At 71.1% G+C, this 18923-nt stretch carries 19 protein-coding genes and 1 pseudogene; 9 read left to right on the plus strand and 11 right to left on the minus strand.

The features are described 5' to 3' along the window. Positions 1-76: 76 nt before the first annotated feature. A complete protein-coding gene (locus ACH4RC_RS27125; protein ID WP_398205594.1) occupies positions 77-1438 on the minus strand; it encodes an NCS2 family permease in 1362 nt (453 codons plus the stop codon). A gap of 347 nt (positions 1439-1785) precedes the next feature. Between ACH4RC_RS27125 and ACH4RC_RS27130 the strand changes: the two genes are divergently transcribed. From ACH4RC_RS27130 to ACH4RC_RS27145, 4 genes are all read left to right on the plus strand, one after another. Next, positions 1786-2763, plus strand: a complete 978-nt coding sequence (locus tag ACH4RC_RS27130; RefSeq protein WP_398205595.1) for a LacI family DNA-binding transcriptional regulator — start codon at positions 1786-1788, stop codon at positions 2761-2763. A gap of 111 nt (positions 2764-2874) precedes the next feature. Further along, a complete protein-coding gene (locus ACH4RC_RS27135) occupies positions 2875-5088 on the plus strand; it encodes a FlgD immunoglobulin-like domain containing protein (protein ID WP_398205596.1) in 2214 nt (737 codons plus the stop codon). Between the two features lie 130 nt (positions 5089-5218). Further along, positions 5219-5668: a spore-associated protein gene (locus tag ACH4RC_RS27140; protein ID WP_398205597.1), complete on the plus strand. Its 450-nt coding sequence runs from the start codon at positions 5219-5221 to the stop codon at positions 5666-5668. A gap of 66 nt (positions 5669-5734) precedes the next feature. Then, positions 5735-6028, plus strand: coding sequence for a hypothetical protein (locus ACH4RC_RS27145; protein ID WP_398205598.1), 294 nt, complete (start codon positions 5735-5737; stop codon positions 6026-6028). Between the two features lie 85 nt (positions 6029-6113). Here ACH4RC_RS27145 and ACH4RC_RS27150 read toward each other — a convergent pair whose 3' ends face one another. The 8 genes and pseudogenes from ACH4RC_RS27150 to ACH4RC_RS27185 form a co-directional block, all read right to left on the minus strand. Further along, complete coding sequence (locus tag ACH4RC_RS27150) at positions 6114-6962, minus strand: enoyl-CoA hydratase/isomerase family protein (protein ID WP_398205600.1); 849 nt, start codon at positions 6960-6962, stop codon at positions 6114-6116. Further along, entirely contained in the window at positions 6959-8206 is a 1248-nt protein-coding gene (locus tag ACH4RC_RS27155) for a cytochrome P450 (RefSeq protein WP_398205602.1), read from the minus strand. The genes ACH4RC_RS27150 and ACH4RC_RS27155 overlap by 4 nt, the downstream gene beginning before the upstream one ends. Positions 8207-8299: 93 nt before the next feature. Beyond that, positions 8300-9688: a cytochrome P450 gene (locus ACH4RC_RS27160; protein ID WP_398205604.1), complete on the minus strand. Its 1389-nt coding sequence runs from the start codon at positions 9686-9688 to the stop codon at positions 8300-8302. Positions 9689-9700: 12 nt separating this feature from the next. Continuing rightward, a complete protein-coding gene (locus ACH4RC_RS27165) occupies positions 9701-10261 on the minus strand; it encodes an ATP/GTP-binding protein (protein ID WP_394428115.1) in 561 nt (186 codons plus the stop codon). Positions 10262-10265: 4 nt separating this feature from the next. Next, positions 10266-10649 (minus strand): DUF742 domain-containing protein, encoded by a 384-nt coding sequence (locus tag ACH4RC_RS27170; RefSeq protein ID WP_398205606.1) that lies wholly within the window; start codon positions 10647-10649, stop codon positions 10266-10268. Continuing rightward, a complete protein-coding gene (locus ACH4RC_RS27175; RefSeq protein ID WP_398205607.1) occupies positions 10642-11487 on the minus strand; it encodes a roadblock/LC7 domain-containing protein in 846 nt (281 codons plus the stop codon). The genes ACH4RC_RS27170 and ACH4RC_RS27175 overlap by 8 nt, the downstream gene beginning before the upstream one ends. Then, entirely contained in the window at positions 11484-12725 is a 1242-nt protein-coding gene (locus tag ACH4RC_RS27180; RefSeq protein ID WP_398205608.1) for an ATP-binding protein, read from the minus strand. Before ACH4RC_RS27180 ends, ACH4RC_RS27175 begins: the two co-directional genes overlap by 4 nt. 534 nt (positions 12726-13259) lie before the next feature. Next, a pseudogene (locus ACH4RC_RS27185) lies at positions 13260-13598 on the minus strand (ZIP family zinc transporter); the annotation flags it as partial. A gap of 144 nt (positions 13599-13742) precedes the next feature. On the opposite strand from ACH4RC_RS27185, the gene ACH4RC_RS27190 reads away from it, so the two are divergent. After that, positions 13743-14270 (plus strand): DinB family protein, encoded by a 528-nt coding sequence (locus tag ACH4RC_RS27190; protein ID WP_398205609.1) that lies wholly within the window; start codon positions 13743-13745, stop codon positions 14268-14270. On the opposite strand, the gene ACH4RC_RS27195 is transcribed toward ACH4RC_RS27190, so the two are convergent. After that, positions 14257-15114 (minus strand): methyltransferase domain-containing protein, encoded by an 858-nt coding sequence (locus ACH4RC_RS27195; RefSeq protein WP_398205611.1) that lies wholly within the window; start codon positions 15112-15114, stop codon positions 14257-14259. The two genes, ACH4RC_RS27190 and ACH4RC_RS27195, sit on opposite strands and share 14 nt — an antisense overlap. Before the next feature lie 529 nt (positions 15115-15643). On the opposite strand from ACH4RC_RS27195, the gene ACH4RC_RS27200 reads away from it, so the two are divergent. Beyond that, entirely contained in the window at positions 15644-16036 is a 393-nt protein-coding gene (locus ACH4RC_RS27200; protein WP_398205780.1) for a VOC family protein, read from the plus strand. Positions 16037-16044: 8 nt separating this feature from the next. Here ACH4RC_RS27200 and ACH4RC_RS27205 read toward each other — a convergent pair whose 3' ends face one another. Beyond that, positions 16045-16593 (minus strand): hypothetical protein, encoded by a 549-nt coding sequence (locus tag ACH4RC_RS27205; protein ID WP_398205612.1) that lies wholly within the window; start codon positions 16591-16593, stop codon positions 16045-16047. Positions 16594-16791: 198 nt separating this feature from the next. On the opposite strand from ACH4RC_RS27205, the gene ACH4RC_RS27210 reads away from it, so the two are divergent. The 3 genes from ACH4RC_RS27210 to ACH4RC_RS27220 all read left to right on the plus strand — a co-directional run bounded on the left by ACH4RC_RS27210 (position 16792) and on the right by ACH4RC_RS27220 (position 18893). Further along, positions 16792-17349: a GH25 family lysozyme gene (locus ACH4RC_RS27210; protein WP_398205613.1), complete on the plus strand. Its 558-nt coding sequence runs from the start codon at positions 16792-16794 to the stop codon at positions 17347-17349. 264 nt (positions 17350-17613) lie between these two features. Beyond that, entirely contained in the window at positions 17614-17829 is a 216-nt protein-coding gene (locus ACH4RC_RS27215) for a hypothetical protein (RefSeq protein WP_398205614.1), read from the plus strand. Between the two features lie 152 nt (positions 17830-17981). Then, complete coding sequence (locus ACH4RC_RS27220) at positions 17982-18893, plus strand: GNAT family N-acetyltransferase (RefSeq protein WP_398205615.1); 912 nt, start codon at positions 17982-17984, stop codon at positions 18891-18893. Positions 18894-18923: the final 30 nt, after the last annotated feature.

The raw sequence follows: 18923 nt of genomic DNA on the forward strand, positions 1-18923 counted from the left end.
GGTCGTGCTCCTTGCGAAGGGGTGCGAAGGGGTGCGAAGGCGTGCGAAGGGTTGTGGCGCGGGCGGCGGGGTCCCGTCACGGGACGAGTGTGTAGAAGTAGTAGCCGAGCGGGATCATGACGATCCACAGCGGCCAGGGCACCTCGCGGATGCGGCCGCTGACGGTCTTGACCAGGACGTGGGCCGCGAGGCCGGTGGCGATACCGGTGCCGAAGTTGCCGAAGAAGAGAGTGGTCGCCACGGTCAGGGCCGCCGGGACGGCGTTGGTCGGGTCCTTGAAGTCGACGTTCTTCAGGGCGCCGAGCATGTTCAGGCCGATGTACATGAGCACCGGGGCGGTGGCCGCCGACGGGATCAGCGTGGCGAACGGCGTGACGAGCAGCAGCAGCGCGAACCCGCAGGCCGCCCAGACGGAGGCGAGCCCGGTCTTGCCGCCCGCGTCCGCTCCGGCGGAGGACTCCAGGTACGCCGTCATCGACGGGGCGCCGACGGCCGAACCGCCCATCACGGAGACCGAGTCGACGAGGAAGGGGCGGCGGGCGCCGGGGATGTTGCCGTCCTTGTCGAGCAGCCCGGCACGGCCCGAGACCGCGAGAAGCGTGCCGGTCATGGAGAAGAACTCGGAGACGAAGAAGGCGAAGATGTACGGGAAGTACTCGGGCTTGAGCGCGCCGATGATGTCGATGTCGAACAGCAGCGGTCCGGGCGAGTCCGGCGCGGTGAAGAGGCTGCCGGGTACGTCCGTCACGCCCAGCGGGATGCCGACCACGGTGACCGCGGCGATGGTGATGAGGAAGGCGCCGGGCACCTTGCGCGAGGCCAGCGCGGTGAGCAGCAGCAGGCCGCCCAGGGCGAGAAGGGCCCCGGGCTTCGACAGGTCGCCGATGGCGAGCGCGGCCTTGTCGGCGTTGCCGACGACCAGATCGGCGTCGCGGAATCCGATGAGGGCGATGTAGAGGCCGAGGCCGCCGCTGATGGCGTACTTGAGGTTCATCGGCATCAACCGCGTGACCAGGTCGCGGATGCCGAGCAAGGTGAGGACGAGGAAGGCGACGCCGGACCAGAACACCATGCCGAGGGCTGTGTCCCAGGGGACGTGGTCCTGGCCGACGATGGTGAACGCGACCAGGGCGACACCGCCGAGGCCGGGCGCGACGACGAACGGCAGGTTGGCGACGAGGCCCATGGCCAGGGTCGCCAGGGCGATCGCGATGATGACGGCCGTGGTGGCGGCGCCGTGCGGCACCCCCGCGTTCGCCAGCTGGCCGGGGACCACGACGACGGCGTAGGCGGCGGCCATGAACATCGAGGCGCCCGCGACGAGCTCGGTGCGGTGGCTGCTGCCGCGCCCGCGGACGCGGAAGAGCCGCTCGACGAGGGAGGCGGGCGCCGGAGCGGCGCCGGTCTGCTCGCCGGTGGGCGGAGCGGTGGTGGACATCGGTACCTCGACGGGGGTGAGGGGTGGCTACGGTCTCTGCAACCGGTTCCTGCAACCGGTTGCAGAGACCGGTTGCAGGTATCATGACACGGGAGAAAGCCGAAGAGAACAGGGTCCGGCCGAGATCTCGGCCACCGGACACCGACAGGTACGACGGCGGACACGGCAGGTACAGCGACGGACGCAGCGGGTACAGCGGCGGACGCGACAGCTTCGGCTGCGGACCCGGCAGGTACAGCGGCGGACGGGCAGCTTCGGCTGTGGACGACACGACAGGCACAGCGGCGGGACGGGCAGCTTCGGCTGCGGACGACACGACAGGCACAGCGGCGGAACGGGGGACAGCAGTGGCGACGCTCTTGGACGTGGCACGGGCGGCGGGGGTGTCGAAGGCCACCGCCTCACGCGCGCTGCAACGCCCCGACATGGTCGCGGAGACCACGCGGCTGCGCGTACGGGAGGCGGCCGACCGGCTCGGCTTCCATCCCAACGCGGCGGCCCGCGCCCTGACCACCGGCCGCACAGGGCTCATCGGACTGATCGTGCCGACGCTCTCCAACCCCTTCTTCGCGCCGCTGGTCATCGGCGCGCAGCAGGCGGCGGAGGACACCGAGAGCCATCTGCTCATCGCCGTGTCCGAGTACGACGCCGAGCGCGAGGCCGCCCTGGCCGACCGGCTCTCCGAACAGGCCGACGGGCTGATCATGGTGACGCCGGTGGGCACGGACGCGGCGCTGCGCGAGCGGTTCCGGCGCCGCCCGCTCGTGCTCGTCGACCGCCAGGTGGGCCGGCTCCCCGCCGTCGTGGCCGACACCGTGACGGGCCTGGCCGAACTCCTCGGCCACCTCCTCCAGCTGGGCCACCGCGACATCGCCTACGTCTCCGGGCCCGCCGGCTCCTGGGCGGACGAGCAGCGGCGCACCACGCTCACCGCGCAGGCCGCGCAGGCGGGTGCCCGGATCCACGTACTCGGGCCGCTGCCACCGACCTTCGACGCCGGCATCGACGCGTCGGCGCGACTGCCCGGCGCCGCCACGGCCGTCCTCGCGTACAACAGCTACCTCGCGCTCGGGCTGCTGCACGGACTCAACGTGGCCGGACGCCGTGTCCCCGAGGACGTCAGCCTCGCGGCGGCCGACGACCTGAGCACGCTCAGCGCGACGACACCGCCGGTCACCGCGCTCGACGTACCGCTGCGCGAGGTCGGTTCGCTCGCCGTGACCCGCCTGCACGACGTTATCACCGGTCACCGCCGCACGGTCACCTCGCACCTGCCGGCGGCGCCGGTCCTGCGCGCCTCGACGGCGCCCCCGCGTTCCGGCTGATCAACACCAGCTGTTCACCCTCCCTTCCGGTTCCCGTTCGCTGACCTGGCTTGCATGTGTGCGAACGCGAGCACACACACTCGCGTCATGGCTGGGGAGGGAAACACGAACATGAGCCGATCGGTTCGTTCACGAAGACTTGGTGTGCTGGCCGCGGGCGGGATGCTCGCTCTGTCGTACGCCGCGCAGACCGCACCCGCGTACGCCGCCGACGAGCCCGTCGCGATGACGCAGTTCAGCCTGGTCAAGCCGACCGAGGTGAAGTATCTCTGGGCGGGCGCGTCGGGCTTGCGGTACTGGCTGCCGCAGAGCGGCTCGTCCCAGACGCACTGGGTGGACTACGAGGGCGTCACCCCGCCCGCACACGCGGGCCCGGACGATCTGGCATCGGGCGCGGACGTGCTCAGCACCCGCAGCGGCGACGTCGTGGCGCAGGAGCACCACGCCACCGGCGTCACCGCCGAGGTCACCCTGCCCGCCGGCCACACCTATCTGGCGGCGGTCGGCTGGAGCGTGCTCACCAAGGACGCGGCGGGCGCACCGCACGTGCTGCGCGCGGGCGCCGACGGCGCGACGCGGGACATTGCGGTGACGGGTCTGCCGACCGGCGCCGAACTGACCGGCACCGTCAGCACCGGCGGCTCCGTCCGGTACCTCGCCGTGGGCTACCGCGTGGACGGCAAGGTGTCCATTGGCCTCGTCGATCTCGCCGACGCGACGTCCGGCGTGTCGATCCCGGGCTCGGACGGAGTGCTCTTCAACGACCGCTGGCTGGTCGTCGGCGACAGCGCGCTGCGCACCGACGCGGCGCCCGGCACCGCGCCCGTGGCGGTCGCTCCGCACCTCGGCGACGCTTTGGCCGTCGTGGGCGACCAACTGCTCAGCGGCAACGCGCTGGTGCTGCCCGCGGGCCAGAACCCGGCCGTGGAGGCCACCTCCCTGACGACCGGTGTCCGGCGCACACTCATCGACAACGCGTACGGCTCCATCGGCCCGAGCCTCGACGGCGGCGCGCTCGCGACGGGTGGAGCGGACAGCGACGACTGGTACGTGCACCGGATCACCGCCACCGCGAGCGGCGACGCCACCGCCGCCCGTGTGCTGCACGTGCCGGCCGGCCGGGCCCCCATCGACGGGTTGCTGCTCGCGGGCGGTGAACTGCTGATGCAGGGCAACCCCACCAACACCGGCGGCGTCAACAGCGTCTACTCGATCCCGCTCGACCGCGACGGCAGGCCCACCGGCCGCCAGACCTTCCGCGTCGCCGTCCGCGACGTCTCGCCCTGCCTGAGCGGAGACGCGGCGTGCCCGCAGCTGGAGGCGCTCGGCGACGGCAGGTTCGCGTACCTGGCGACGGGCGCGGGCGCCACCGAGGTGGTGCGCGCCACCGGCAGCGACACGTCGTACGCCGACGCGCCGACCGGCGACACACAGGGCCGTATCGGCACCGGCACCGGGCGCTTCGTCCTCTACAACGGCGGCAGCGCCGGTGTGCAGAAGGTCGCGGACTTCGCGCGCGGCGCCGACGGTGCGATCACGCTCAGCCGCACCCGCACCGCCGCGGCGATCTGGGGACAGCTGCTGTGGACCCCGGGCAGCACGCAGGGCAGCGTCGTCGGCTACCACCTGAAGACGAAGAAGAACGTGGCGACGGTCGACACCGGCGCCCCGTGCACGCCCAGCGAGCTCCAGGCGGTCAACACCTGGCTGTACTGGTCGTGCGGCGGCTCGGCGGGTGTGTACGACCGTGCCACCGGCCGTACCGTCCCGGTCCCCGTCGGCCCGGCCCGGCTCGCCGACGGCTACCTGGTGCGTGAGGACCGCACCAGTCACGCGCTGCTGCTCACCGACTTCCACACGGGCACGGCGACCACCCGCACCGTGGGCGTACTGCCCGCGGTGGACAGGAACACGGGCGGTCACACCGGGCGGTGGGCGGTGGACCGGTTCGGCGGCAACCTCGCCTACCTCGCCGCCGACGGGCAGGTGGCGCTCGTCACCGCGGGCGTGCCCACGTCCCCCCTGGCCCAGATGGAGGCACAGACCGAGGCGGGTCCGGGACCGACGGCCATATCGCCCTGGCAGCCGGTGTGGCAGCTCAGCAAACCCGCCACCTGGACGCTGACGCTGTCCACCGGCGGCGGAACGGTCGTGCGCACACTGACCGGAGCCACCACGGCCGCCGCTGTCCGCGCGTCCTGGAACGGCGCGGGAGACAACGGGCGCCGGGTCGCCCCGGGCACGTACACCTGGAGGCTGACGGCCGAGCCCCGCGACGGCCAGGGCGCCGCGCTGTCCGCGTCCGGGACCACGACGGTGAGCTGACACCGCCCACCACGCAATCCGGCCACGCCCGCACATCTCGGCCAGTTCACCGGCGGTACGACAACCCTTGCCCGGTCCGGGATGTCACACCAAGCAGGAGGAAGCACTCCAAGAACAACAAGGGGGAAATATGCGATTCAACCGTTCTGTTCTGTCACTGTCCGCGGTGGCGGCCCTCGCGGCGGGCTCCACGGCCGTTCTGGCGTCACCGGCCTCCGCCGCGCCCAACACCACCCCGCAGAAGGTCTGCGGGAGTGCCTACAAGACCGTGAACTCCGCAGCGGTCGGATCGCTCGGAACCATCTACCTCACCTACAACTCCGGCAACGGCCGCAACTGCGTCGCCACCATCCGCTCCACCCCCGGCACCGCGGTCGACATGTCGGCGTGGGTCTACGTGCCCGACACCGAGCAGGGGGACTCGGACTACGGCCGCTACACCTCGTACGCGGGTCCGACGTACGTGTACGGCAAGGCCCACTGTGTGGACTGGGGCGGCAGCATCAAGAACGTCTACGTCTCGGTGTACGGCTCCAACTGCGGCGCTCTGAAGGAGCAGCGGGTCACCACGATCCGCTGACGCCCTCCCGCCCCGGCCAGGTCGCGGACCTGGCCGGGGCGGTGCCGCGCATGAGATCATCCGCGCGTGAGCGGCGACCTCGAACTCGAAGTGAGTGCTCTGGCGATCAATGTCACGATCCCAGAGGCGCTCCGCTGGACGGACACCCGGCGCGGCCAGGTGTTCTCCCTCACCACCCTCAACGTCCGGCTCCTGCCCGGCGGACACCTCGCCACGAAGGCGTACGGCAGGCCCGTCGAAGGCGGCCGGGGCGCCTACGTGTCGTTCCCCGTCCCCGACAGTCCGGAACTGGCGGCGCTGGTCTCGCGCGCCGCCGCACGGGCCGGGGAGCTGTGGGCCGCACACCGCGGTCTCGGCTGAGGCCGAGCGCAGAACACGTGTCCCGGGGCGGCACCCCCACAGCCCGCGCCGGCTCTCACCGTACGAGCGGGACGCCCTCGCCTTCTCACCTCCCCCGGACCACCTGCGCGGCCAGCAGATGCGAGTCGAGCAGCGTCATGTCGGCGCTGCGGTCGGCCCGCGAGTAACCCGCCAGCATGCGCTTCGTGGTGACCAGGGCCTCCGGTGCGCGGCGGCCGAGGGGTCTGGTCCATGCGGCGACGGCCCGTTCGAGGCCGTCGGCCGGGGTCACCTTGTGCAGGAGGGAGATCCGGTGGGCGGTGGCGGCGTCGAAGGTGTCACAGGTCAGCATGAGTTCGCGGATCTTGGCGGCGCCACCCTCGGAGATCAGGCGGCCCATGGCGCCGCCCCAGGCCGGGGGCAGCCCGACGCCGACCTCCGGCATGCGGAAGGTGCAGGTGTCCGCGCCCGCGCGCAGGTCGCAGTAGGAGGCGAGGGCGAGGCCCGCACCGATGACCTTGCCGTGCAGTCGGGCGATGGTCACCGCGTGGGTGTTCTCGAGGGCCTGGCACAGGCGGTGGGCCTTGTCCGCGATGCGGCGCAGGGCGGCCCCGGTCGGGTCCGTCTCCATGGCTGCCCGGAACTCGGTACGGTCGGCGCCCAGGCAGAAGTTCTCGCCCCTGGAGGAGAGCACCAGGACACGTATGTCGGGGCGGTCGTGAAGGCCGTCCAGGACCGCCGTGAGGTCGTCGAGGACGGCGGCGCTCAGCGTGTCGTCGCCCTGCCCGCCGGGGTTCAGGCGGACGTGCAGCACCGGGCCGTCCTGCTCGACGAGGACCGCCTCGCGGGACGACCCGGATGGCTGGGCCGAGCCGGGCGCCCCGGACGACTCGGCCGACTCCGACGATACGGCCGACTCCGACGAACCGGTGAAGAAACGATTCAGCATTGTCATGCGAAAGCAACGTCCAAACTCAAGGGGCGCCGGAACGCCACACGGGGCGCCCAGGACGGGGGGCGTACGAGGGTGAGCCGGGGAAGGCGCTCGATCATGCGGCGGAGCAGGGTCTGCGCCTCGAGCCGGGCCAGCGGGGCGCCGAGGCAGTAGTGGATGCCTCCGCTGAAGGCGAGGTGGGCCGGGGGGCGCAGCGGGTCGAAGCGGTGGGGGTCGAGGTGGCGGGCCGGGTCGCGCTGCGCCGCCGCGACCATCAGGTGGACCATCTCGTCCCGGCGTATCTCGACGCCGCCCAGGACCGTGTCCTGGGAGGCGACGCGGCTGATGACGTGGGTGGGCGGGTCGTAGCGCAGTGATTCCTCGACGAATGCGGGGACGAGGTCGGGGCAGGAGGTCAGCAGATCCCACCGCTCCGGGTGCTCGACCAGGCGCAGTGCCATCGTTGTCAGCAGGGTCGCGGTCGTCTCCAGCGCGGCCAGGACGACGAACAGGGCGAGCAGGTAGACCTGTTCGTCGGCCTCGGCGCGGTCCGGTTCGAGGGCGTCCCACGTCTGTATCCACCGGGACACGGGGTCCTCGCCCGGCCGGGCACGCCGGCTGCGGACGAGGTCGACGAAGTAGGCGCGCAGTTCGGCCGTGGCCGCGTCCGACCTGGCGAGCTGGCTGGCGGACGGGAGCAGTTCCTGGGTGAAGACCTGCTCGTGGGTCAGGGCGCGCAGCCGGGGCCAGTCCGCCGCGGGCAGCCCGAGCCAGTGCCCGACCGCCGCGACGGGCAGCTCCTCGCCGACCGCGGTGGCGAAGTCGGCCCCGCCCTCGTGCAGTTGCTCGACCAGTGCGTCGAGGAGCTGGTCGGTCACGGTCTCGACGGTCCGGCCGAGGTCCGCGATGGTCGAGCGGTCGAAACCGCCCGCGGCCCGGCGTACGCGCGTGTGGTCCGGGGGGTTGAGCGCGGGAAGGGTCTTGCCCATCTCCCGTGACGAGGGCGCGTTCCAGCGTGTGCCCGCCCCCTGCCGTTCTCGCCAGCGGGCGTCCGGTTCGAGCCACTCGCGACTTCGCAGGATCTGGTCGCAGACGTCGAACTCCGTGACGAGGGAGCCGCCCCAGGGGGCCGGGCTGACCCCGCCCCTCGCCGCGAGTTCGGCGTAGAGGGGAAAGGGGTCGGCCTGTCCTTTGGCAGTTCGCAGTCGTGAGAACAGTGAGACGGCGGCCCGACGGTCGTAGGGCTGAGTGGAGACAACTCCCATGGCGACGGCTCCTTCCTGAGCATCGAGCGCCATGGATACCCACAAGATCGTTGAACCATCCAATTACTCACTGCTTTCACAGAGTTACTTGGATCACTCGCCCCGAGTCCAGGAGAGGAATCTGCTGAAGAGACCCCCTTTGCGCTGCTTCGAAGCGGCGGAACCGTTCTCCACCTGGCCGTTCCGTGCCATCAGCGCGTCCGCCGGAGCGACCGACGGCCGGGAAGCGGAACCGGACTGCGACTGGCTCAGGTCGCCTCCTGCAAACGGAATCGTTCGCGGAGTGAAACGGACGGGGAGCGTCACGAGGGAGCGGCTCCACGGCGAGGGCACCCACGCGAGGGCCGCGAACGGACGGCCCAGCTCGACGTCGGGGAGCCGCTTCAGGAGCGACTCGACGGCGGTGACCGCGATCATGAACGCGGGGTCCTTGGCGGGGCAGGCGTGCGGCCCGGCCCCGAAGCCCAGGTGCGCCTTGGCGCTGAGCTGTTCGCGGTGGACGCTCAGCTTGGGATCGGTGTTGGCCGCGGCGAAGGAGATGAGCACCGGGTCGTTGGCGCGAATCGTTCGGCCGCCGAGGTCCACGTCGTGCGTCGGGTAGTGCGCGGCGTAGTTGGCGATCGGCGCGTAATTCCACAGCGTCTGGGAGACGGCGCCCTCGACCGGGAGTCCGGCCTGCCAGTCCTCGCCCAGGTAGAGCGCGGTGCTGGTGCCGATGGTGGCCGCGAGCGGCGCCGTACCGCCGGACAGCAGGGTCACGAGCTGGTGCAGCACCTCCTCGTCGCTCAGCCCGGCCGGGTGCTGCATCAGACGCGACGTCACATCGGTGCCGGGGCGCCGGTGCTTGAGGGCGATCAGCTCGCTGAGCGCGCCGCCGAGGACCTCGTCGGCGCCGGGCGTGCCCTCGAAGATGCCGCTGATGCCGGAGATGACCCGGTCACCGATCTCGGGCGGGCAGCCGAACAGCTGGCTGAAGACGAGCAGCGGCAGCGGGGCGGCGTAGGCCGACATCAGGTCCGCCTCGCCGCCGCGCTCGGGGCTGAAGCGGCTGATCAGGTAGTCGGCGGACTGCTGCGTGAGCCGCACGAGCTGGCGCTCGTCGACCGTGGCGAGGCTGTCGGTGACGACCTGGCGCAGCCGGGCGTGCGCCGCGCCGTCGCTGAACAGCGCGTTCGGCCGGTAGCCCATCATCGGCAGGGCCGGGCTGTCGGCCGGGACGCGCCCCTCGTTCAGCGCGTTCCAGCGCCGGGAGTCGCGGACGAACGACGCGGGGTTGTGCAGGATGTGCAGGGCCGCGTCGTAGCTGGTGACCAGCTCGACCTCGACGCCCGGGGCGATGTCCACGGGCGCGCTGGGTCCGGCCGCTCGCAGGTGCGCGTAGTGCCCGTCGGGGTCGGCGCCGAACGAGGGGCCGTACAGGTGGAGGTTCTCGTGCGCGGGGCAGCCCTGCGGTATGTGCGAGGTGTCTGAGGGGTGTTGCATGGCGGGGGGCTCCTAGGCGAGCAGGGACATGAGGTGCTTCACGAGGGTGATGAGTGCCTGCGCCGCGGACTGCTCGTCGCGTACGTCGCACTTGACGACCGGCGTCTCGGGCGAGAGGTTCAGCGCCTCGTGCACCTCCTCGAGCGGGTAGTCGACGGTGCCGTCGAAGTGGTTGACGCCGATCGCGTACGTCAGGCCGAACCGCTCCACGAGGTCGAGGACCGGGAACGACTCGTCCAGGCGCTCGGGGTCGACGAGGACCAGCGCGCCGAGGGCGCCCCGCGACAGCTCCTCCCACATCTCCTTGAACCGCTCCTGGCCGGGCGTGCCGAACAGGTAGAGGACGAGGGACTCACTGAGACTGAGGCGGCCGAAGTCCATGGCCACGGTCGTGGTCGTCTTGTCCGGCGTGCCCGAGAGGTCGTCGAAGCCGACGCTGGCCTCGGTGATCTCCTCCTCGGTGCGCAGCGGCTCGATCTCGGAAAGGGCGCCGATGCAGGTGGTCTTCCCGACCCCGAAGTGCCCCACTATGAGGATCTTCACCGCATGGGAGACGTCTGGATCCAGGTACAAGAAGTCACGCTCCGAATCGGTTCTTCAGGCCATTGAGGACGGCGCTGACCAGTTCCCTGTCGACCCGTTCGGCGCGCGGTATGGGCTTTCTGACGAGGATCAGGCCGCCCTCCTCCAGCTGCGCGAGCAGGATGCGCACGACGCCGAGCGGCAGGTGGGTGTGGCCGGCCACCTCGGCGACGGACAGGAATCCGTCGGCGACCAGGTCGACGACCGTACGCGCCTCGGGGGACAGTCCCCGTACGGCGGTCTCGCCGTCGCGGGCGGCGGTCACCAGTGCCGTGTGCTCGTACTGGTGCTCAGGGGGCAGGGCGCGCCCGTTCGTGATCACGAACAGCGGCACTAACGGGGCGGTGAGCTCGGGCCCCTCGTCCGGGTCCTCAGACATCAGCGGCTCCCCCGCCGTACGCCGACTGCGCGGTCAGATCGGGCACCACCTCGTGCAGCCGCGTGGTGAACTCCTCGATGTCGCAGTCGTGTTCGGCGGCCGCGGCCAGGAAGGCCCCGCCCCCGGCGGCGATCAGGAAGATCCAGCCGTGCGAGAACTCGATGACGGTCTGCCGCCACGCGGGCTCCTCGACGTCCCCCGCGAACTGGGCCGTCACCCGGCTGTAGGCGTGGATGCCGGTCATGGCGGCGGAGATGGTGTCCGCCATGTCCCGGGGCATTCCCGCGGTCGCCCCGATCGGCAGCCCGTCGCCGCCGAGGAGTACAGCGTGCCGGGCGCCCCGCACCTCCGCGACGGCCTTGTCGAGGGCGGGCAGCACGAACCCCGAACCGCTCGTGGCCGACTGCCGTGCGGCGTCGCCCCCGCCGTTGGCCGCGCCCTCGTCCGTCGGGACGCGCGGCGCGGAGGTGAGGTTGTTGCCGAGCCGGGCCACCAGGCGGTGCATGCGGAAGGAGATCTGCTGCATGTCCACGTCGGGCTCGGCCGCCGCGGCGAGGTAGGCGCCCTGACCGGCCCCGATCAGGAAGATCCAGCCGTGCGAGAACTCGATGATCGTCTGGCTCCACTCGCCGTCCTTCTCCGGACCGGCGAAGTGGGCGGTGGCCCGGCTGAGGGACTGCATGCCGGCCATCGCGGCGGAGATGGTGCCGACGTCCTTCGCGTCCAGGCCCTCGGTCGCGCCGCGGGGCAGGCCGTCGGCGGACAGCAGGACGGCGTGGCGCGCCCGGGGCACGTTCTGCACGATGTCCTGGAGCATCCAGGACAGGTCTGCGGTCATTCGTCTTCGGACCCTTCCGCCGGCGCCGCCTCAAGGTTGCGGCCCGACATCGTTCCCCGCTGGAAGGCGCCGAGGCTCCGGCCCGAGGTGCGCGGCACCTCGGTGGCGCCCCGGGGGCCCGGCCGGCCGGTCGCGGCATCGGACACGTTCGTGACCGGGGACTGACGCGCTCCCCGCTTCGGCAGACCGTGCACCGTTCGCCTCGGCGCCTCGGTGCGCGTCTCCGTGAGCGGCTCGGCCTCGAAGCGCGGCTCGGGCTGGCGGATCGGGCTGACCGCCGCCTCCCTCGGCTGCGCGGGCACGGGCGCGTCATCGGCCTGCGGGGGCGTCTCCTCCATGGTCCACAGCTCCTCGGGCAGCAGGACGACGGCGCGGACGCCGCCGTACCGGGAGACTCCGGTGACATCCACCTTGAAGCCGTACTGACGGGCGATCAGGCCGATGACGGGGAAACCGAACTTCGGCTGGTTGCCCAGCTGCGACAGGCGGGGGACATCGTTGCCGGAGAGCAGCGCGGTCGCCCGCTGCCGGTCCTCGTCGCTCATGCTGACACCGGCGTCGTCGATGACGATGCACAGGTTGTTCTGCACCCGCTGGAACGTCACCTCGATCGGGGCGTCCTGCTGGGAGAAGCTGGCAGCGTTGTCAAGCAGCTCCGCGACGGCGAGCGCCACGGGCGCGACGGCCGACGCCTTCAGCGCGAGCCCTGTCTGCTGCATGATGGCGACCCGGTTGAAGTTACGGATCTGGCCCTGGGCGCTGCGGACCACGTCGTAGACGCTGGCCGGCCTGGAGCGGCGGCCGAGGGGCGCGCCGCACATCACGGCGATGCCCTGCGCCTTGCGCGCCATCTGGGCGTTGGCGTGGTTCACGTCCAGGAGGTCGCTGAGGACGGCGTGTCCTCCGTACCGCCGCTGGACGCCGTCGAGCAGCGTGGTCTGCTCGGCCGCGAGGCTCTGCAGGAAGCTGGCGGCGCCCTTGAGGACGGCCTTGGTGTTCTCCTCCGCGGCTTCCTTCGCCTCCAGGATGGCGCCGTCGCGCTCGTCCCAGATGCGCTGCAACTCGACGCGGGAGACGTGCAATTGACTGTTCAGGGTGGACAACTGCTGGCGCAGCTCGACCTCGGTCTGCTTCTTCTTCGCCGCGAGGGCTCTACTGCGGGCGGTGAGTGCCACGACAGCGGCGATGGATATCGCGGCTATCGCAACCAGGCACCACACAAGTGCGTCTCGTGTCATGGAAACCTTTCTCGGCGCATGGCATGCAGTGAGCGACAGATGCACGTCGTCGGGGGCCACGACACGGCCCGGGGCATCGCCCGGTGGGCGAAGCACATGCGGGGGGAGCGTCGCAAGGCGGCGCGCTGGACGAGTGGATCAAGATCGCGGATGCCGGGATGCTATCACCGTGATCACGCCTCGGATGCCGCGCCGAACAGCGTCCTCGGGCGACCGCGCAGCCCAGTGCTGACGGCGTCGAAACGCCTGCTGAGAGCCGAGTGAAGGACCCCCGACTCCCCCTCGCGACCAGGCGTGATGTCCGGATTTCAACAGATCGTCAACGGGCGCCCGAACACTCCGCCCACTAGATGAACACCTAGGGAATCGCCCGCGGTACGAGGCCTCGGCGCGGGTGGGCCATATCGGCCGATGGGCTGTTTTCAGCCACCAGAAGATCAGAAGTTGGCCAGAATCTACAGCCGTGTAGATGCGGCGGGCCGGGGGTGCGACGGACGCCGGCGATCGCCCCCGGAAGCGTGCACCGGATCTTCACACGTATGCCCTGCCGCGCCCGGCCCGCTTCATACCCGCTGAACACGACAGGCCCTCGGGTACGTTGCTGAGGAACACCGCCGCCACGGTCACCAGGCTCACCGCCCCACCCTGGAGCAGGCTGACGCCGATGACCGCCGACTCCGGCACCCCGTCCAGCAACGCGCCGAGCGCCAGCGCCGTACCGGACCCGCCCTGCTCCCCCTCCCCCGGCTGCGACGGGCCCCGCCCGCTCCCCGAACGCTTACGGTGCCGGGCCCCGCGCCGCGCCAGCCACACATTGCCGAGCGTGCAGGCACCGGCGCCGGCGAGCGTGCCGATCGCGGCGGGGCCGAGCCCGCCACCGGTCCCCACGGTCCCGCCCGCACCACATCACTCATGCGGCTACCGGCACCCGGAGCGCGGGCGTGATCACAGCCCCGCCCGTGTTCGTCGGCGGCGAAGCCGGACGTGGGCGGTGCCCGCGACTGCCACGGTGAAGCCATGGAAACGACACCCGACGGCCGCCCCGTCCCGCCCCCGCACGCCGACGAGCGCACCATGCTGGAGGCATGGCTGGACTTCCACCGAGCGACGCTGGCCCTGAAGTGTTCAGGGCTGAGCGACGACCAGTTACGGCTCGCTCCGGCGTCCCCTTCACCCATGACGCTGCTGGGCCTGGTCCAGCACATGGCCGAGGTGGAACGCAACTGGTTCCAGCGCATCTTCGCAGGCCTGCAGAGGCCACCCGTCTTCGGACAGCACAACATCGACGGCTTCGCCCTCCAGCCGGACCGAGGACTCGACGAAGCGACGGCTCTCTGGCGAGCGGAGATCGTCCGAGGCCGCGAGCTGACCGCCGACGCGTCACTGGACGACTCCGGTCACCTCTCCGGACACGAAGCAAGCCGCCTCGGCGACCGAGGGGTCTCCCTGCGCTGGATCCTGGTGCACATGATCGAGGAGTACGCCCGCCACAACGGCCACGCCGACCTCATCCGCGAACAGCTCGACGGCGTCACCGGGACATAGCGGGGTTCTGGGCGACGGCCTTGAAGAACGTGTAGAGGAAGGTTCCTCCGGGCTGCGCGGTGCGCTGCAGGTCCGCGACGCCCAGATCCCAGTCGTGCGCGCTCATCAGCCCCGCCGCCAGCGCCTCGTCGCGGACCGACTCGACCATGGCGGTGAAGGTGTTGCGCGTGAAGCCGTCGACCAGCGCGGGCCGCGTCTCGTCGGCGTACACCGTGCGCGGACGCACCACGACGTCGTCGTAACCGGCACGTGTCAGCAGCGGCTGCAGTTGCCGCCCGAGCAACGCGTCCCCGCCCGTCGCGGACTGCAGCCGCACCTGGCAGTCGATGACAGCACGGGCGCGTGCGCTGGCCGGATGGAAGAACGCCGAACCGTGGTCCCCCTCGATGACGGTGATGCCGCCCCCGGGCCGCAGTACGCGCCGCAGCCCGGCCAGCGCCTGCTCCGGGTCGGACAGGTGCTCCAGGACGAAGCAGATGAAGACGTGGTCGAACTCGGCGTCGGGAAAAGGCAGGTCGAACAAGTCGGCGCGATACCACTCCACTCGCGCCCCCGGTACGTGCGTCTCGACGCGGGCCCGAGCCTGCGCCAGGGAAGTACGGGACCGGTCGACCGCGGTGATGTGCGCCCCCGGGTGCGTCCGTGCCAGGTGAACCGTCTGGGCACCCACCCCGCAACCGATCTCCAGCACCCGGCTGCCCGCCGGGTAGACCGTGCCCGCGTGGAGCAACGCGGCCAAAGTGTCCGCCTGTTCACCTAGCCGAGTCGCCTCACTCTCCGAGTAACCGTGCACGTAACCAGTCCCCGCGCCCGCTTCGTCGGCCGCTGTCATCGCTGTGTCCATGCCCGTCACTCTGCTGCCGTGACCACCCCGCCTAACAGGTCCAATGCGCACCCGCTCAACCAGACCAAAGCAGAAAGGGCCACCCGGGCCGGCCGGATCGCCTTCAGTCGGCGGCGGCCGGCGGGTGACTGGTCGAGGTTGACGTCGGCGCAGTGGCCGCCGGTGCAGATGCCGATGCGGGCGAAGCCGCGGTCGGCGAGGTACCGGTGCTGGAACTGGGCGGCGGTCTCTATCTCGGGTGGCTGGCGGTGACCACGATCCGTTCGGCCAGGGCGACAGCGACCCCGACGGCGACACTTCAACAGCCGCCCGCACGCCAAGTCCACCGGCACTTCAAGGGCAAGGAAGAACTGATCCTCGCCTACATTTGGCGGTACTGGAGGCCGCCGGGCTCGTCGAGAGCAGGCGGGAGGGGCGCTACAAGTTCCACGACCTGAACACGGCCCCTCTGCGGCAGATCACCCGAGGCTGGCCGCTCCCCGGGACCGTCACCGGACGAGACCGTCACCGAACCACAGGAGAACGCACCGTGAAGATCCACCTCACCAGCATCTTCGTCGACGACCAGGCGAAGGCCCTCGCCTTCTACACCGACGTCCTCGGCTTCGTGAAGAAGCACGACGTGCCCGTCGGCGACCAGGACCGGTGGCTGACAGTCGTCTCCCCCGACGAGCCCGGCGGCACCGAGCTCCTCCTCGAACCCGCCGGCCATCCGGCGGCCCGCACCTACCGCGACGCCCTCGTCCAGGACGGCATCCCGCTCGCCCAGTTCGCCGTCGACGACGTCCACGCCGAGTACGAGCGCCTGCGCGACCTCGGGGTGCGCTTCATCCAGGAGCCGCTGGAGATGGACGACGTCACCACCGCCGTACTCGACGACACCTGCGGCAACCTCATCGCGATCGCGACGGAGCCGAAGTAGCGGCGACTTCAAGAGCCGGGATCTGAATCCCCGGCGATCCGACACGTCCGCACACGGCGAGAGTGCGGCCGGTAGCGCGAGTCCGGCGGCCCCAGGGTCAGCTCGTTCTCGTCGAGGGCGTTGGCGATGGTCAGTCGGTCGCGGCGGAAGAGGAAGCTGACGGCGAGCGTTCCCTCCGCCGCGTCCCTCCCACTCCACTCGAGCAGCTCTACGTCCCGCAGGACCTGGCCCCGCAGGCCGAGCAGTTCGGCGTCGGCGTCGAACCGCCACCGGAGCTCCAGTCCCGGCCACAGAACAGGTCGGGCGGGGTCCACCGTGTTCCACGTGATGGAGAGATCGTCGAACTTGCGGTGGTTGATCTCGACCCGTTCCCCGGAGAAGTCGAGCAGGACCGGACAGTCGCGGAACCACTCGTCGTCCTCGAGGTCCCAGACCAGCCATACGCAGGTCAACGGCCGGCCGACGAGCGCACGCAAGCGATGGCCATGGCCCGCCACGACCGAGGAACGGCCGCTCGACCATCGCGGCCGGTAGCCCTCGATCCCGAAATCGAACATGCCGGAATCCTCTCAGGGCGTCGGGCCCGTCCAACAGACCTGCCCTGTCAGCCCCTGCACCCCGCTGGGCCCGCCCCCGCGCACCCATATGGGTGATCAGCCAGATCCACGTTCGAACAACGGGGTGCGGGTCGTCGTGGCCGCAGCGGGCATCACTCGGGCAGCGCCAGTCACGAACCACGGCGAGGAGCCCCCCACATGCTTCACGGCCTCGACATCAGCGCATACCAGCCGCCGTCCTATGAGACCGACGACCAGTCGTTCGTCTTCATCAAAGCGACCGAGGGACGCAGCTACACCAACCCCCACCTCGAAGCCCAGACACGAACGGGCCGCCGGGCCAAACTGGTCGTGGGCTACTACCACTTCCTGTGGCCGGGCCGTATCCGCGCCCAGGCCCGCCACTTCCTGTCCAAGATCCCCGACACGGCCGGCGACGTACTGGCCGTGGACTGGGAGGCCACCGGCAACGGCAGTCACGCCTCCAGCAAGGAGAAGGACTACTTCATCCGCAGGCTGAAGAAGCTACGGCCGCACCACCGCGTCGTCCTCTACACGAACCGCGACTTCTGGCTGAACAGCGACACCGCCTCCTACGCCGGCGACGGCCTCTGGATCGCCGACTACGTCACCGCCGGCGAACCCCGTATCCAGGCGGACTGGCTCTTCCACCAGTACACCTCGCACCCCCACGACAAGAACGTGGCCCACTTCCCCGACCGCGCCGCGCTCCGCCGCTGGGCGGACGGCGCCTGAGCCCCCTCAGCCGATGTTCCAGCGGCGGGCAGATCCGCGTCGCAGAAAGCGTGGTCGAGGCCGGCTCGCTCCGCCACCCAGCCCGCGAAACTCTCGGCGGTGCTGAGCAACGTAGGGGACGTCATCGCGCGACGCGTCCGGATTCCAGTGGCCGCGGAGGTCGGTTCCTGCATACGGGTGGGGGCCGTGGGCCGAGCGTGCCGTCGCGGGACCGGGACCGTTGGTGATCGTGTAGGTCCCGTACTCAGCGAGAGGTGCACTTCCATGCGTCGGTTCAGCATTGCCCTGGCCACGGCCATCGCCGCCACCGGCCTTGCCGCTTCGGTGGCGAGCGCGGCCCCCGCCCCCCAGGACGGGCCGCCGTTCCCCTACAAGGACTGCCTGGCGGCCACCAAGGCGAAGGGCGAGTCCCCGTCCCAGGGCAAGTCGCACTGCGACCAGCTGGTGGCGAAGGGCTGGGTCACAGCGCCCACCCGTTGATCACCCGGTGACAGAGACGACGGGCCTTCCCCGTCCACACGGGGAAGGCCCGTCGTCTTTGCCGCCTGTGCCCTGCGCCTGTACCTGTACCTGTGTGAGAACCGGCCCCGGCTCCCTGCCACATACCCCAGATACATCGGGGATCATGAGGCATGCTTCCCGATGGCTGGTACCTCGCCCACGACGTCGACGACTTCCTCGCCCGAGCCGGCAAGTTCCTGCGTTCGCGCCCCGCCCTGCACAACACCCCGCTGACCGACATCGAGATACTCCGCACAGGCCCGTCGGCCGGAGTCGTCGGGGCAGCCGACGCCCCGGTGTTCGGCCGGCTGGAGGCGGGCGGCGAGGTGCGGGCGATTCTCTACGTCACTCCGCGCGGCCGCCTGGGGCTCACCCCGCTCTCCACCGAGCAGGCTCACACGCTCGCCGCACACCTGGCCGGCCTCGGGCACACCCCGGCCTACGTCATCGCCGACCGGGACACCGCCGGTGCCTTCGCCGAGGCATGGCACCAGCACACGGGCGCGGCGCCGACACGTTTCTGGCGGACACACCTGTACCGGCTCGCCACGCTCACCCCGCCCCGGCCGCGCCCCGAGGGGCGGGGGCGCGTCGCGGGCCGGGCGGACCGGGAGCGGGTCGTGCGCTGGTGCCGTGAGTTCTGTGTCGAGGTCGGTGAACAGTTCTCGCTCGACCTGATCGACGCCGGACGCTGGGACGAATCCCGCTTCGGCGACCGGCACTTCACCTTCTGGGAGGCCCCGGACGGCACACCCGTCGCCATGGCGGCGGCGACCTCGGCCGTCGGCGGCATGGTCCGGGTGGACCCCGTCTACACCCCGGCCCACCTCCGCGGCCGCGGCTACGCCGGAGCCGTCACGGTGGAGACCAGCGGCGCCGCCCTGACCGCGGGCGCGACGGACGTCGTCCTGTTCACGGACCCGGAGAACCCGACCAGCAACGCGCTCTACCGGCGTCTCGGGTACGTCCACGTCGCCGACTTCGCCGGGTACCGCTTCGGCTATGCCGAGTATCCGGGAGCCACACCCCCGTTCACCGCCTGACGTGACGTGGGTCGCTGGAACCCGTCGACG

It is taken from the genome of Streptomyces sp. NPDC016845 (assembly GCF_044332585.1).
Lineage (GTDB): Bacteria > Actinomycetota > Actinomycetes > Streptomycetales > Streptomycetaceae > Streptomyces.